This is a genomic window from Cupriavidus sp. AU9028, from assembly GCF_019795295.1.
Taxonomy (GTDB): Bacteria; Pseudomonadota; Gammaproteobacteria; order Burkholderiales; family Burkholderiaceae; genus Cupriavidus.
The window spans coordinates 184,200-198,978 of sequence record NZ_JAIMCG010000005.1 but is presented as its reverse complement, the minus strand read 5'-3'; the positions used below and the strand labels follow the sequence as shown (position 1 = coordinate 198,978).

Below are 14,779 nucleotides of genomic sequence, written 5' to 3'. Positions count from 1 at the left end.
CCGGGCCGTGGCGCTTCTCTCCGTTTTGGCGGTCACTCGAAGAAACAGTGGGTAAAAGCCTCTATGTTCGTTTTAAACGGATTCGTACAAATTCGATAGAATCGACGCTCGTTGGAGCGAATTGCATTGCAAGTCGCTCCAAATGAGTGATCGGGGCGACACTAATATGACTTTCGAAAAACTCTCACTCGGGGCAATCGTTGCGGACATGCGCAGCGGGGAGCGGCCGCTGATGCCGGCAGAACATGCCTATCTGGCCGAGCTGCGTCAGCGCATCGCGGCAGGGTCGGAGAACCTGTGGGACATCCTGGCGAATGAAGGCATGCCGAGCAATGGCGGCCGGCTGTCCGGGGATGTGATGCTTGCCATCACGATGGTGGCACAGACCAAGCCGCAATGACGGCTTGCGCGGTCCTGCCGCGAGAGGCCGGATCCGCTGCTTTCGCCGAGTCGGCGAGCGATTTGCCGCCGGCATCTTTTGACCGGCGTCTTCCAACACGGCTTCCGTCCAGGCACCGCCTGCTCGCCTGACTCAAGCCGGCCGGCCCGCCGGGGCGAGCCGGCACCGCGCCTTAGCCGCGGTGCGCCAGTTCCAGCGCGAACACCAGGCGCTGCAGCATGTTCTCCACGCGTCCGTCGATATTGACGAAGGTGCAGCCGAAATGGTGGATCGCGCTCTCATCGCGGCCCACCAGCCAGTGGCCGACCACGCGCAGATCCAGATCCAGTTTGCCGAGCTGCCCGAAATCCAGGCGGGCCCGCGACAGCTCCGCACCCACCGGAAGCTGCGCGTCGCCGACGGTGCGCGAGCGCAATCCCACGCCGGAGAGCGACAGGTCCGAGATATCGAGCTTGACAATGCGGCCGTCCTCGAGACGTCCCTCGCACGAGTAGCTACGGGTCACCAGCGTGCGCGCGCGGAAATGCCGGCGGCGCTGGAAGTGATAGAGCTTGTCCGGGAACAGCGCCTGCAGCGCGGGGCCACCCTGGAAATCGATCGGCGTCGCCGTTCCGATCTCGAAATTGACCGGCACGCCGCGCAGCGAGGCCGCGAACGCGTTCTTCTTCGATTCCATCACCGCCTTCGATTCGTCATCGGTGCGGCACCAGTCGAACACGAAGGTACGGCTGGACGGGTCCACATGCAGCAGTGCGGTGACGGTCTCCCTGGCGCGGTCAGTGCGCACGTTGACCGTGCACTTCTGCCAGGCGAGATCGCGCAGCACAGTGCCGATCTGCGACGAATGGGTTAGCCGGTACTGCTCGTCCGCCGCCAGATGCTGCGGCTGCGAGGCTTCGGTGGACTCTTGGGGGTTCATGGGAATACGCGGTGCTGGATACGGACGCGCGCGGCGCACGCGCGACTGGCGCCCTGCCGCCGGCAGGCGGTGAGGACTCTAGTGCAAAAACGGCCAGAAGCGGACAAAACTTTAGCCCGACTTCCGTGGGGTTGTCCGGCTTATGCCGCGAGCGGATAGCCGCGCCGCTGGCGATGCTCGGCGCCGCCGGGCAGCAGGCGGCTCTCGTACAGGATGAAGCGCGATACCGTCCAGCCGGGGAACGTCATGCCGCCATGCTGTGCCAGCCATTGTTCGACCGCTGCGGCACCGGTGCGCGGCCCGATGCGCGCCACGGTCAGATGGGGATGCCAGGCGCGCCGCTCGCGGGCAATGCCGGCCGCCTGCAATGCCGACTCCACTGCGGCCTGCAACGCCAGCAGCGCCGGCTCCGGCCGGACACCGGCCCATAGCACGCCGCCGCCGCGTGCGCCCGCAGGGGAACCGAAGCGACCCACGCCCTCGACGGCCAGCGCGAAAGGCGACGCCCGCACGCGGGCAAGCGCTGTCTCGATGCCAGGAATGCCGGCTTCATCGACTTCGCCGATGAAGCGCAGCGTCAGGTGGATCTGGCTGGCCGGCGACACGCGCAGCCCCGCACCTGCCGGCACCGTGGCGCGCAGGGCGATGGCCAGTTCCGCTGGCGTATCAAGGGCGACGAATAGCCGCGTCAAATCCGGCTCCTGTCATCGTGACGATGCTCCGGTCGATGCAGCGTTGGCGTATCAGGCCGCCAGAGGCGAGCCCGCCCACTCGCTGCACCGCAGCCCAGCGCGCCAGCGCGCGTCGCCCTCGATGCCCAGCAGCGCCTGCTTGCGCTCGATGCCGCCAGCATAGCCGGTCAACGCACCTGCGGCACCCAGCACGCGGTGGCATGGCACGATCACCGAAACCGGATTGCGCCCCACCGCCATGCCGACCGCACGTGCGTGCGCGGCGGGCAGGTCCAGCCTGCGCGCCAGCGCGCCATAGCTCACGGTTTCGCCAAAGGGAATTTCCTGCAGCGCTTGCCAGACACGCTGCTGGAAGGCGCTGCCCGCCAGGCGCACCGGCAGGTCGAAAGCGCGGCGTTCGCCCGCGTAGTACTGGCCGAGCTGCTCGATTGCCGCATCCAGCAGGCGGCGGACAGGACCGTCCTCGCCACTGGCTGCCAGCGCGAACGGCCCGGCCGGGTGATGCTTCTGGCCGGCGAAGAACACGCCGGTCAGCGCATCCGCCTCCGCGCGCAGCAGCATGGGGCCAAGCGGGCTGGAGAAAGTTCGATAGTGCGTCATGTCACGACTCCTGCAAGGGCGCCACCTCCGGCGCCGGGATGATCGCAGCGGCCTGCGCAGTTGCGCCGGTGCTGCGTGTCTGCGCCGTCTGCTCGGCATACCGCTGCCACAGGTGCATCGCCGCATAGGCGCGCCACGGCGCCCACTGCGCGGCGTGGCGGCGGACCTGGCCGGCCGTGGCCATGCCCATCACCTTGCGCAGCGCGTAGTCGCTGGCGGGAAAGGCATCCGGCCATCCCAGCGCGCGCATGGCGACATACTGCGCCGTCCAGTCGCCCACGCCGTCGATGTCGCACAGGGCGGCCACCGTCTGCTCGGGCGGCGCTTCTGCTTCCAGGGACAAGGCACCGCTCGCGACAGCATGGGCAATCCGGTTCACGGTGCGCGCCTTGCCCGGCGGAATGCCGCACGCTTCGAGTTGCGCCGGGGCAAGTGCCGCCAGATCGGCGGCGGCAGGAAAGCACAGCCGCAGCTTGCCATCGGGCGCGGGAATCGGCATGCCGTGCGCGGCGACCAGACGGCCCAGCATGGCCCGCGCCTGCGCCACCGACACGACCTGCCCCAGCACCGCGCGCACCGCGATCTCGAAGCCGTCCACCGCGCCCGGCAGCCGCATGCCGGGCGTCGCCGCCGCCAGTTCCCCGAGGTGCCCGTCCACCACGTCGGGCCGGCAGCCAAGGTCGCACAGCCGCCGCACCTTGCCCAGCACCTGCGGCACGGCATGGGCGAGCGTGGGCGACACGGCGACCCGCAGCAGGCAGCGCGACGGCACCAGCGTCAGCCGGAACCACCCGCGATGGACGCGGCCAGCCACCTCCACGGCGACCGTTCGCCCGTAGCTGCCACCATGCATATCCGGCACGAATTGCTCGACGCCCTCCACCACGCGCGCGCCAAGGAATGCCATCAGTGCAGGCCATGCCATCGGGGGGCGGTAGCCCAGCTCGAACACCAGCTCGTCGGCCGAGACTTTCGCCGCATTGCCGCGCCGGATGGTGCCCGGCGCGATGCCGTAGCGCGAGCGCAGCAGCTCGTTGAAGCGCCGCACGCTGCCGAAGCCGGCCGCCATTGCCACCTCGGTAATCGGCAACGCGGTATCGGTCAGCAGGCGCTTGGCCAGCAGCAGACGTTGGGTCTGCGCGTACTCCAGCGGCGTCACGCCGTACTGCGCCTGGAACAGCCGGCGCAGATGCCGATCGGTCACGCCGATGCGCGCCGCCAGCGCGGGCAGATCGGCGTCGGCAAGGAATCCCTCTTCGATCAGCCGCGCCGCCGCCTGCGCCAGCCGGCCGGACAGTTCGGACAACGCATGACCCGGCGCCAGCTCGGGCCGGCAGCGCAGGCAGGGCCGATACCCCTGCTTCTCCGCCGCCGCTGCGGTGGGGAAGAAGGTGCAGTTCTCCCGCTTGGGCGTGCGCACGGCGCAGATCGGGCGGCAGTAGATGCCGGTGCTCGATACGCCGACGAAAAAGCGCCCGTCGAACCGGCGGTCGTGCGAGACGATCGCGCGATAGCAGGTATCGGGGTCGAGGGAGGATTCGCGTTCCATGGTTCGCATCCTACCGCGCCCAGGGAAAGCGGATTGGCCGGATCCGGACATCAAAGTCCGGAGGTGCGTCGGTGGTGGGCTGCCCTCTCCCCCGGCCCCTCTCCCGCAAGCGGGCGAGGGGAGCAAACCCGCCGTGTTTCGCTTCGTGCCGGTTTTCCCCCTCTCCCGCAGGCGGGCGAGGGGAGCAAACCGGGTGGCCTCAGCTCATGATGCCGATATGCCAGGGCACGAACTCGTGGTCGCCCAGCCCCAGCATCTCGCTCTTGGAGCGATGGCCCGAGGCGGTGCGCAGCATCAGCCGGAAGATGTCCTCGCCGACTTCCTCAATGGTCTTCTCGCCATCCAGGATCACGCCACAGTTCAGGTCCATATCCTCCTCCAGCCGGCGGTACATCGGCGAGTTGGTCGCCAGCTTCAGGCTCGGCACCGGCTTGGCGCCGAACATCGAGCCGCGTCCGGTGGTGAAGGCGATCAGATTGGCGCCGCCCGCAATCTGTCCCGTGGCGGACACCGGGTCGTAGCCCGGCGTGTCCATGAACACCAGCCCGCGTTGCGTGACCGGCTCGGCGTAGCGATAGACCTCCATCAGCGGGCCGGTACCGCCCTTCATCGAGCTGCCCAGCGACTTCTCGAAGATGTTGGCCAGGCCCCCCATCTGGTTGCCTGGGCTCACCTGTCCGTTGATCTGCACGTCCCGGCCGACCGAATATTCCTCCTTCCACCAGCGCACCCGCTCCGCCAGCTTCTCGCCCACCGCGCGACTGGCCGCGCGCCGGGTCAGGGTATGCTCGACGCCGTAGATTTCCGGCGTTTCCGACAGGATCGCCGTGCCACCGTGGCGCACCAGCAGATCCACCGCCGCGCCCAGCGCCGGATTGGCCGTGATCGACGAGAAGCCGTCCGAGCCGCCGCATTGCAGGCCCACCACCAGATGGCTGGCCGGCACGGTGCGGCGCTCCACCGCATTCACCTCGGGCAGCATCGCCTCGACCGCCGCGATGCCTGCCTCGATGGTGCGGCGGGTGCCGCCGCTTTGCTGCATCACGAAGGTCTTGAGCAGCGGACCGTCCGCCAGCTGCTGCGTATCCAGCAGCCCCGGCAACTGGTTGCGCTCGCAGCCAAGGCCCACGATCAGCGCACCGCCCAGGTTGGCGTGGCGCGCATAGCCGGCCATGGTCCGGCGCAGCAGGTCCATCGGCTCGCCGGTCATCTCCATGCCGCAGCCCAGCGAATGGCTGAAGGCCACCACCCCGTCGATATTCGGATACGCCGCCAGCCGCTCCGGCGTGAAGTACTCGGCGATCTTGCGCACCACCGTAGCGGAGCAGTTCACGGTCGACAGGATGCCCAGATAGTTGCGCGTGGCGACGCGCCCGTCGCGGCGAACGATGCCTTCGAAGGTGGCCTGCTGCCCGGCCGGCACCGGCTCGACGGGCACGTAGTCGCGGCCATAGGCGTAGTCGCGCTCGTACTCGCGAAAGTCCACGTTGTGCGAATGCACGTAGCTGCCGGGCGCGATATCGGTCGCGGCGAAGCCGATGCAGACGTTGTACTTGACGATCGGCTCCCCGGCGCGGATCAGGCGCGCGGCGATCTTGTGGCCGGCGGGCACCTGCCCGCGCGTGGTCCAGTCCTCGCCGGGGATGGCGGTGCCGATGCCCACGTCCATGCGCGCGACGAGCACGTTGTCGGCCGGATGCAGACGGATGCACGGTCCGATGACACGTTTTTCTTGGCGAGAGATCATGCTTGGGTCTTCTATTACGGTTGAAACGGGCGGATGACGGGAGGAACCCGGACCGGCGTTGCCGGCCCGGCGTGCCGGATCACTCCGGCTGGATGCCCGCCGACTTGACCACCTGGGCCCACTTGGGCACCTCGGCGGTCATGAACTTGCCGAACTGCTCGGGATTGGTGCCGACGATGGTCAGTCCCTGCTCGGCGAACTTTGCCTGCATGTCGGGCGTCTTGAGCGCCTGCTGCACCTCGTCGCTGATCCGCTTGGCGACCGGGCGCGGCGTGCTGGCCGGCGCGAACAGCCCGTACCAGGTCAACACCTCGAAGTTCTTCAGGCCCGCCTCCGCAACGGTGGGAAGCTGCGGCAGGCCCGGCGCGCGCTCCAGGCTCGATACCGCGATCGCCTTGAGCTTGCCCGACTTGATCATCGGCGCGACCACCGGCAGGTTGGCGAACATCAGCGGCACCGTGCCGGACATCACGTCGGTCAGGGCCGCCGACTCTCCCTTGTAGGGAATGTGGGTCAGCTTGACCTCGCTCATGCTCTTGAACACCTCGCCGGCGATATGCTGCGGACCGCCCGCGCCCGAGGACGCATAGCTGGCGATCTTGCCGCCCTTGGCCAGCGCGACCACCTCCTGCACCGTGGCGGCGGGCACCGACGGATGCACCACCATCACCAGCGGCATCGACACCATCTGCGTCACCGGCAGAAAGTCCTTGAGCGGATCGAACGGCAGCTTGGCGTACATGCTTGGCGCGATCACCATCGTCGATTGCGAAGCGAGCATCATCGAATAGCCGTCGCCGGGCGACTGCGCGACGTTCGCCGCCGCGATGGTGCCGGTCGCGCCAGGGCGGTTCTCCACCACCACCGGCTGGCCCATCTGCTGCTGCAGGCGGGCGCCGATCTGCCGCGCGACGATGTCCGCGCCTCCGCCGGGTGCAAAGCCCACCACGATGCGGATCGGCTTGCTCGGATAGTTGTCGGCGTGCGCCGGCGGCAGTGCGCCGGTCGCGGCAAGGGCGGCGACTGCCAGCATGCCGCCGCGCAGCAGGGTACGGCGCACGCGGGAATGGGTGCGATGCGATGTCATGGGGAGTCTCCTCTACGGTTGTATTTGTGTGGTTTGCGCGGGCCTGGGCCCGGCGGCACTGCCTGACGACCCAACGCGCTGCAACGGCCGGCACGACGCCGAGCGAGGCGCTATCCGCGCAGCTGCTGCGCGCCCGGCATGCGGAAGTCCAGCGCCGCCAGCGCATCGTGCAGGCCCTTGCGCTGCGCCGGGTCCAGTTCGGTCAGCGGTGGGCGCACCGTGCGCCAGGCATCGTCGCCGCTATGCTCGGCGATGGCCTCCTTCATCGCGGCGATCATCGGATACTGCTGGAACGCGGCGCGCGTGCGGTTCAGCGCGGCTTGCTGCGCATCCGCATCCTCGCTGCGCCAGTTCTGCGCGAGCGCGACGATCGGCCCCGGATTGACGTTGGCGGTGGCGGTAATGCAGCCGGCCCCGTTGGCGCGCAGCGTATCGAGCAGCAGCGTTTCCGTTCCGGCCATCACGCGAAAACCGCGCGGCCCGAAGCGCTCGATCATCGCGCTCGTATTGCTCCAGTCTCCCGAGCTGTCCTTGACACCGGCGACCACGCCCGGGAATGCATCGAGCAGCCGCTCGATCAGCGCAAGGCTGAGCGGCACCTGGCTCACCGGCGGGATGTGATAGAGGTAGACGCGCAGCGCGCCGTCACCGACCTGTTCGATCACCTCGGCAAACGCGCGGAACAGCCCTTCGTCGCTGACGCCCTTGTAGTAGAACGGCGGCAGCATCAGCACGTTCTGGCAACCCGCGCGTACCGCATGCCGCGTCAGTGCGACCGCGTCGGGCAGCGCGCAGGCGCCGGTGCCCGGCATCAGCATCGACGGCGAGACGCCGGCCTCGAGCAGCGCGTCCAGCAAGCCCTGCTTCTCCGCCACCGACATCGAGTTGGCCTCGGAGTTGGTGCCGAACACGGCGAGCCCCACTCCCTGGTCCGCCAGCCAGCGGCAGTGCCGCACGAAGCGGTCGGTTGCCGGGGCATAGCGCCGATCGAACGGTGTCAGCACCGGTGAATAGACCGTGAGCTGGCGGGTTTCGGCCATGGTTTGTCTCCTCGTTTATGCGAATTGAGGCCGATTCTAGGTTGGGCCAGAATGCAAAAACAGTATTGATTGGCATATTCAAACGATAAGGACTTTGTGTTCCCATGGACGTGCGCTATCTGCAGAGCTTTGTCGCGGTGGTCGAGCACGGCTCGTTCGCCGAGGCCGCCCGGCGGCTGGGTCTGACTCCCGCCGCCATCGCCGCGCGCGTCAAGGCGCTGGAGGAAGCGCTGGACACCGCGCTGGTGCGCCGGGCCGGACGGACCGTGCTGCCGACCCAGGCGGGGCTGAAGATCCTGGGGAAGGCGCGCGGCGTGGTGCGCGATGTGCGCGACCTGCGCGCCGCGGCCAATGACGACAGCCTGCTGGGAGAACTGCGCCTGGGGGTGTCGACCTCGGCGCTGACGGGGCTGTTGCCGCCGGTGATGCGCGAACTGTATGCCGCCCATCCGCAATTGAAGATCTTCGTCGAGCCGGGCTCGTCTGGTTACCTGTATCGGCGCGTCGTCGCCGGGGAACTGGACGCCGGCATCATCGTCGAGCCGCAGTTCGCCATTCCCAAGGCGTTCGACTGGCGTGTGCTGGTGGAGGAGCCCTTCGTCGTGCTGGCCCCGCCAGCGCTCGCCCATCGCCACCCGCACGAGCTGCTGGCGAACGAGCCCTTCATCCGCTACGACCGCGGCATGTGGGGCGGCATGCTGGCCGACCGCTATCTGCAGGAACACGGCATCGTGCCGCAGGAACGGCTGGAGATGGACGCCCTGAACGCCATCGCGGCGATGGTGCATCAGGGCATCGGCGTGTCGCTGGTGCCCGACTGGATCATGCTGGAGGCGCCGGGCCTGCAGGTCGCACGGCTGCCCCTGCCGACGCCGGCGCCGGTGCGGCGCGTGGGCTTCCTGTGGTCACCGCATGCGCCGCATGCGGGGCTGTCGCGGTTGTTTCTTGAGCAGGCGGAGCGGGTGCTCGGGCGGAATCGGACCGAATGAATGTTGCGCTGGGGCGAGGCGTTTCGTCACCTCGCCCGCCTTCCCGCTTACCGCTCCCCGCCGCCGGGCTGGTCCGCCCCCTCCGCCCGCAGAAAATCAAAATCCACCCCCTTGTCTGCCTGCGTCACGCTTTGCAGGAACAGCTTGAGGTAGCCGCGCCCGGCACTCGGCGTGGTCTGGGGCAGCGCCGCCAGGCGTTGCTGCAGTTCGTCGTCCGAAATCAGCAATGACAGCTCGCGGCGCTGCACGCTGAGCCGGATCCGGTCGCCGGTGCGCACGCACGCCAGCGGCCCGCCGATCGCCGACTCGGGCGTGACGTGCAGCACCACGGTGCCGAAGGCCGTGCCGCTCATGCGTCCGTCGGAGATGCGCACCATGTCCTTGACGCCCTGGCGCGCCAGCTTGCGGGGGATCGGGATATAGCCGGCCTCGGGCATGCCGGGCGCACCCTTCGGGCCGATACTGCGCAGCACCAGCACGTCGTCGGCATGCACGTCGAGATCGTCGCGGTCGATCCGCTCGATCAGGTCCGCGGCATTCTCGAACACCACGGCCCGACCCTCGTGCTCCATCAGGCCGGCATCGGCAGCGGACTGCTTGATGATCGCGCCGCCGGGGGCGAGGTTGCCCTTCAGGACCGCCATGCCGCCCTGCGGATAGATCGGATTGTCGACGCTGCGCACGACATCCTGGGCAAACCCGGGGCCGGCGCGTTCGATTTCCTCGCCCAGGGTCCTGCCGGTGACGGTCAAGGCATCGAGCCGCAGCAGCGGCTTCAGTTCGCGCAGCAGCGTGGCCATGCCGCCGGCGCGATGGAAGTCCTCCATGTAGTGCTGCCCCGAAGGCTTCAGGTCGAGCAGCACCGGCGTTTCCCGGCCCATCCTGTCCAGCAGCTGCAGATCGATATCGTGGCCAAGCCGCCCTGCGATCGCCGCCAGATGCACCAGTCCATTGGTCGAGCCGCCGATTGCCAGCAACACCCGCATCGCGTTCTCGAACGCGGCCGGTGTCAGCACGCGGTCGATGGTCAGTCCCTCACGCGCCATCGCCACCGCGCGCGTGCCGGTCTGCTCGGCGATCCGGATGCGGTCGGCGGTCACCGCCGGCGGCGACGCGCTGCCGGGCAGCGCGATGCCCAGCGCCTCGGACAGGCATGCCATGGTACTGGCGGTACCCATCACCGAGCAGGTGCCGACGCTGGAAACCAGTTGATCGTTGACGTGCGAGGTTTCCTCGGCATCGATCTCTCCCGCGCGAAAGCGCGCCCAGTAGCGGCGGCAATCGGTACAGGCGCCGACCCGCTCGCCGCGGTGCGAACCGGTCAGCATCGCACCGGTGACCAGCTGGATGGTCGGGATGCCGGCCGACGACGCGCCCATCAGCTGCGCCGGCACCGTCTTGTCGCAGCCGCCGATCAGCACCACCGCGTCCATCGGCTGCGCGCGGATCATCTCCTCGGTGTCCATCGACATCAGGTTGCGCAGATACATGCTGGTCGGCGCGGCGAAGCTCTCGTGGATGGAGATGGTGGGGAAATCCATCGGCAGGCCGCCGGCCAGCATGATGCCCCGCTTCACCGCCTCGATCAGCTGCGGCATATTGCCGTGGCACGGGTTGTAGGCGCTGCCCGTGTTGGCGATGCCGATCACCGGCCGATCCAGCGCGCCGTCGGTATAGCCCGCCCCCTTGATGAAGGCCTTGCGCAGGAACAGCGAGAAGCCCTGGTCGCCATAGCTGGTCAGTCCCTTGCGCAGTCCGGTGCTGCCCGGCGACTGGTTGCGCCCCGCATCGTCGGCCGCCGGGGTGTTCGCCGGCTTGTTCGCCGGCTTGTTCGCCGGCTTGCCGGCCTGATTGCCCCCACCCTCGGGTGCGTCCGCTTTCTTCGTCATCGTCATCGCTGATTGGTTTGCAGATGGATTTGTTTGCGGGCCGGTGTTCAGTCCCCGGCCTTGATGCCGGCGTCGTCGATCACCTTGGCCCACCGGTTCACTTCCGCGCGCAGTCGCTCGCCCGCCTGCGCGGGATCCGTGGGTTCCGCCGCGTACACGCCCTGGCCGAGGAACTGCGTCTTGACGTCCGGCATCTTCAGGATCTGCGCAAGCGCGCGGTTCAGCTTCTGCACCACGTCGGCTGGCGTGCCGGCCGGCGCGAGTACCCCGAAGGTGGAGGCCACATCGAGCACGCCCATGCCGAGCTCCGCGGCAGCGGGCACGTCGGGCAGCATCGAAATCCGCTTGGGCGTGGTGACCGCCAGTGGACGAAGTTGCCCGGACTTGATGAAGGGCTGTGCCGCCGGCACCGTCTCGACCATCATGTTGACCTGCCCCCCGACCAGATCGGTCATCGCCGGGCCGCTGCCCTTGTAGGGAACGTGGACCATGTCGATGCCGCCTTCCTTGCGCAGGATTTCCGCGGCCATGCGCTGCGGGGCGCCCGGCCCGGACGAGGCGTAGTTCAGCTTGCCCGGATTGGACTTGCCATACTGCACCAGCTCCGGCAGCGTCTGCACCGGCAGCTTCGGATTGACGACCACCACCAGCGGCACCGAGCCGACCACCATCACCGGCGTGAAGTCCTTCAGCAGATCGTAACGCAGGCGGCCCTTTTCCAGCGTGGCCATCGTCGAGTGCGAGGTCAGCGCCCCCATCAGCAGCGTATAACCATCCGGCTCCGCGCGCGCCACCGCCTCGGCGCCGATATTGCCGCCGGCACCGCCGCGGTTCTCCACCACCACCTGCTGCCCCAGCGCATCGCCCAGGCGCGCGGCGACGATGCGGCCGATCACGTCGGTCGCGCCACCGGGGGGATAGGGAATCACCAGCTTCAGGGGCTTGTCGGGATACGCGGCCCAGGCCGGGGCCGGCATGGTCACGGCCAGCGATGTCAACGCCAGCAGCGCAAGCGTGCCGCTCGTGCGGCGGCGCAGACGGCTGAAGCGCGGTCCGGCGCCCTGGCCCTTCGGCAGGGCATCGTCGATCTCATCCGACACAGGGGACCGGACTGCGCCGGCACTGACGGTGGGGTGCGTCATGTCGTCTCCTCGCTATCGTTATGGGTAGCGCGGCCCTCCCGTGTGCGGTCGGGCCACGCCACGCCATTGTGGCGAGACGCAGCCCAAAGAAAAATGCGCTTCCCGGATCGATAAACCAAAGAGATTTTGTTGTCTGGGCGCTCGCCACGGCAGGCCCGTGGCGCCGGGCCGTGTCAGTCTTGCCGGGGGGCTGCCGCCCGCACTAGCGCCGCGGTGCTCAGGCCGCGGCGGTACATCGACGCCCCGCTACCCTCTCCCCCGACCCCTCTCCCGCCGGGGCGGGAGAGGGGAGCGAACCGATAGCGTCGTGCGAGGGCCCTCGGTTTTCCCCCTCTCCCGTTTGCGGGAGAGGGCCGGGGAGAGGGCATCGGGCGTTTGCTCCCTGCAGGGTCTCTTAGCTGCGGCCGAAGATGCTGTGAAAGTCCGGCACGCTGTCGCCGCGCACCGTCAGGTCCAGCGAGTCCTCGATATGCCGCAGATGCACCGCCATGCGCTCGCTGGCCTGGGCGGCGTCGCGCTGCGCGATGGCGGCGATCAGGTCCCGATGCTCGTGCTCGGGGCAGGCGGGCGTACCGGGACGGTCATACAGCGTGATGATCAGGCAAGTCAGCGACACCATCTCGCGCACCAGCTTTTCCAGGATCGCGTTGCCGGCCATCTCGGCCAGCAGGATATGAAACTCGCCGGACAGCCGGATCACCGCCGCGCGGTCGCCGCGCGAGCGGGCGCGGTCTTCTTCCTGCGCATGCCGCTGCAGGGCACGCACGCGAGCCGGCGTGATGGTCTCGGCAAGAATCGCCACCAGCTGCGGCTCGACGAACCGGCGTGCCTGGAACACCTGCCGAGCCTCGTCCACCGTGGGACTGGCAACAAAGGCACCCCGGTTCGGTATCAGCGTCACCAGCTTTTCGTGGGCCAGGCGTGCGAACACCTGCCGAATCCGGGCCCGGCTCGCGCCTGTCACCTCGCATAGCCGCTCCTCGACCAGCTTGGTGCCGGCCAGCAGCCGGTGCTCCATGATGGCGGTCAGCAGGCGCAGGTAGATCGCCTCGGTCGCGCTCGCCTCGCCGGCATTGTCGGGGGCACTGGCGGCCCCGCCGTTGGCTGCGCGCCCGCCTTCGCCATCGCCGGCGTCGGCATCGTGAAGTACAGGGCTGGAGGACGTGGCGGTGGCGTCGGCTTGCTGACCGGTCCCACGTTTTCTGGCTGGCATTGGCAACGCGATGTCAGGGCATCGTTCGGATCGACGATGAAATTCTGACATATCGGGCATGGGCCCTGCTGCGAACCTTCGACGGGAATTGCCCACCTGACCTCCATGGCGATGCGCCCCCCGAACGCGGGGCTCAGGACGCGGCGCTGTCTTCCGGCAGTTTCGCGATCACCTTGATCTCGAACTGGAAGCCGTACAACCACGTCACGCCGACGGCCGTGACATTGGGATACGGCGCGTCGCCCCAGAACTCCGACACCACGTTCCAGATGGTCTCGAAGCGCGCCTCGGGCTCGACGATGAACACCGTCACATCCACCACGTCATCGAAGGTGCAGCCGGCCGCTGCCAGTGTCGCGTTCAGGTTCTTGAACGCCAGCCGGACCTGCGCCTCCAGCTCCGGCTCGGGCGAACCATCGGGCCGGCTTCCTACCTGCCCGGAGACAAACAGCAGTCCATTGGACCGTACCGCCGCGGAATAGCGGTTCTTCTCGTACAGCGCCTGCCTGCCGGCGGGAAATACCACATCGCGCTTGGTCATCGTTCTCTCCTTTCAAGCGAGTTGCAATGGACGGATGGACATGGCGTCCGTCCCGGAGAGACTCTAATCAGCGCCGGCCTGCGGATAAACCGCCCCTCGCGGTTTTCACTGTTGGCGTGAGCCGAACAATCAACCCGACAAGAGCCGTGCAGGTGGGCGCAAGCACTACATCGAGGTGTCGCCCTCCTGCCGAAGCGCCCAGGGCGCCAGCATGCCGCTGTACGGCTTCGGCAATGGCCGCGCCCAGTCGCCGCGTTTGCTGGTGCGCAGCCGCAGCGCCACCATGCCCTCGGCTAGCTTGACGGCGCTGGCCACGCCATCGATCACCGCCGCCCGGATCGCATCGGCAATTTCATCGCACAGATCCGCCATGCCGGCGCAGCCGAGCACGATGCAATCGCTGCGGTCCTCCGCCAGCGCGCGGCGGCATTCTTCGGTAATGATTCGCCTGGCGTCGGAGCCCGGCTTGTCCAGATCGAGCACCGGCAGATCGCTGGCGCGCACGTTGCGGCAGAAGCGGGTCATGCCGTATCGCTCGGCCAGATGCCAGGCCATGTTGCAGGTCCGCTCCAGCGTGGTCACCACGCTGAACCCGGTGCCGATCAGGCTCGCCATATGCATCGCCGCTTCCGCTATTCCCAGCACGGGGCCGCGCGCCAGCTCGCGCGCCGCGTACAGTCCGGGATCGCCGAAGCAGGCGATGACGTAGGCGTCGACACCCTCGTCCTCACCGCGACGCACCTCCTGCAGCAATCCCGGCACGCTCAGCGCCTCGTCGTAGTAGCTCTCGATCGAGGCCGGCCCCATCTGCGGACTGACGGCCACGATCTCGGTATCGCGGGCTGCCACCGCGCGGGCGCAGGCGCCGATCTTCGCCGTCATGCCTTCGGTGGTGTTGGGGTTGATGATCTTCAGCTTCATCCGCTCGTTCCTGCCGGGGTAGTCGGCGCGGCCGGGATGGCCGCGCATTG

General features: G+C 68.3%; 14 protein-coding genes. 2 read left to right on the top strand and 12 right to left on the bottom strand.

The window, feature by feature from the left end; all coding sequences use genetic code 11:
* Nucleotides 1-232: 232 nt before the first annotated feature.
* Complete coding sequence (locus tag K6V06_RS08075) at nt 233-400, top strand: IclR family transcriptional regulator (protein ID WP_255581694.1); 168 nt, start codon at nt 233-235, stop codon at nt 398-400.
* Between the two features lie 172 nt (nt 401-572).
* Here the strand turns inward: K6V06_RS08075 and K6V06_RS08070 are convergent, their stop codons facing one another.
* The 7 genes from K6V06_RS08070 to K6V06_RS08040 form a co-directional block, all read right to left on the bottom strand.
* Nucleotides 573-1,319: a flagellar brake protein gene (locus K6V06_RS08070; RefSeq protein ID WP_222241904.1), complete on the bottom strand. Its 747-nt coding sequence runs from the start codon at nt 1,317-1,319 to the stop codon at nt 573-575.
* Nucleotides 1,320-1,459: 140 nt separating this feature from the next.
* Complete coding sequence (gene thpR / locus K6V06_RS08065) at nt 1,460-2,011, bottom strand: RNA 2',3'-cyclic phosphodiesterase (RefSeq protein ID WP_222241902.1); 552 nt, start codon at nt 2,009-2,011, stop codon at nt 1,460-1,462.
* 51 nt (nt 2,012-2,062) lie between these two features.
* Nucleotides 2,063-2,611, bottom strand: coding sequence for a methylated-DNA--[protein]-cysteine S-methyltransferase (locus K6V06_RS08060; RefSeq protein ID WP_222241900.1), 549 nt, complete (start codon nt 2,609-2,611; stop codon nt 2,063-2,065).
* Nucleotide 2,612: 1 nt separating this feature from the next.
* Nucleotides 2,613-4,160 (bottom strand): DNA-3-methyladenine glycosylase 2 family protein, encoded by a 1,548-nt coding sequence (locus K6V06_RS08055; RefSeq protein WP_255581693.1) that lies wholly within the window; start codon nt 4,158-4,160, stop codon nt 2,613-2,615.
* A 199-nt stretch (nt 4,161-4,359) separates the two neighbouring features.
* Nucleotides 4,360-5,907, bottom strand: coding sequence for a UxaA family hydrolase (locus K6V06_RS08050; RefSeq protein ID WP_222241896.1), 1,548 nt, complete (start codon nt 5,905-5,907; stop codon nt 4,360-4,362).
* A 79-nt stretch (nt 5,908-5,986) separates the two neighbouring features.
* Nucleotides 5,987-6,994 carry a tripartite tricarboxylate transporter substrate binding protein gene (locus K6V06_RS08045; RefSeq protein ID WP_222241894.1) on the bottom strand — a complete coding sequence of 336 codons (1,008 nt, stop codon included), beginning with the start codon at nt 6,992-6,994 and terminating at the stop codon, nt 5,987-5,989.
* A 110-nt stretch (nt 6,995-7,104) separates the two neighbouring features.
* Nucleotides 7,105-8,034: a dihydrodipicolinate synthase family protein gene (locus K6V06_RS08040; protein ID WP_222241883.1), complete on the bottom strand. Its 930-nt coding sequence runs from the start codon at nt 8,032-8,034 to the stop codon at nt 7,105-7,107.
* Nucleotides 8,035-8,138: 104 nt separating this feature from the next.
* On the opposite strand from K6V06_RS08040, the gene K6V06_RS08035 reads away from it, so the two are divergent.
* Nucleotides 8,139-9,023 carry a LysR family transcriptional regulator gene (locus K6V06_RS08035; RefSeq protein ID WP_222241881.1) on the top strand — a complete coding sequence of 295 codons (885 nt, stop codon included), beginning with the start codon at nt 8,139-8,141 and terminating at the stop codon, nt 9,021-9,023.
* Between the two features lie 47 nt (nt 9,024-9,070).
* Here the strand turns inward: K6V06_RS08035 and K6V06_RS08030 are convergent, their stop codons facing one another.
* The 5 genes from K6V06_RS08030 to K6V06_RS08010 form a co-directional block, all read right to left on the bottom strand.
* On the bottom strand, nt 9,071-10,912 hold the full coding sequence (locus K6V06_RS08030) for an IlvD/Edd family dehydratase (protein WP_222241879.1): 1,842 nt from the start codon (nt 10,910-10,912) through the stop codon (nt 9,071-9,073).
* A gap of 47 nt (nt 10,913-10,959) precedes the next feature.
* Nucleotides 10,960-11,889 carry a tripartite tricarboxylate transporter substrate binding protein gene (locus K6V06_RS08025; RefSeq protein WP_255581707.1) on the bottom strand — a complete coding sequence of 310 codons (930 nt, stop codon included), beginning with the start codon at nt 11,887-11,889 and terminating at the stop codon, nt 10,960-10,962.
* A gap of 559 nt (nt 11,890-12,448) precedes the next feature.
* Complete coding sequence (locus K6V06_RS08020; RefSeq protein ID WP_222241875.1) at nt 12,449-13,267, bottom strand: GntR family transcriptional regulator; 819 nt, start codon at nt 13,265-13,267, stop codon at nt 12,449-12,451.
* Nucleotides 13,268-13,400: 133 nt separating this feature from the next.
* Nucleotides 13,401-13,808 carry a RidA family protein gene (locus K6V06_RS08015; RefSeq protein WP_222241873.1) on the bottom strand — a complete coding sequence of 136 codons (408 nt, stop codon included), beginning with the start codon at nt 13,806-13,808 and terminating at the stop codon, nt 13,401-13,403.
* A gap of 165 nt (nt 13,809-13,973) precedes the next feature.
* Nucleotides 13,974-14,729 carry an aspartate/glutamate racemase family protein gene (locus K6V06_RS08010; protein ID WP_222241871.1) on the bottom strand — a complete coding sequence of 252 codons (756 nt, stop codon included), beginning with the start codon at nt 14,727-14,729 and terminating at the stop codon, nt 13,974-13,976.
* Between the last annotated feature and the right edge of the window lie 50 nt (nt 14,730-14,779).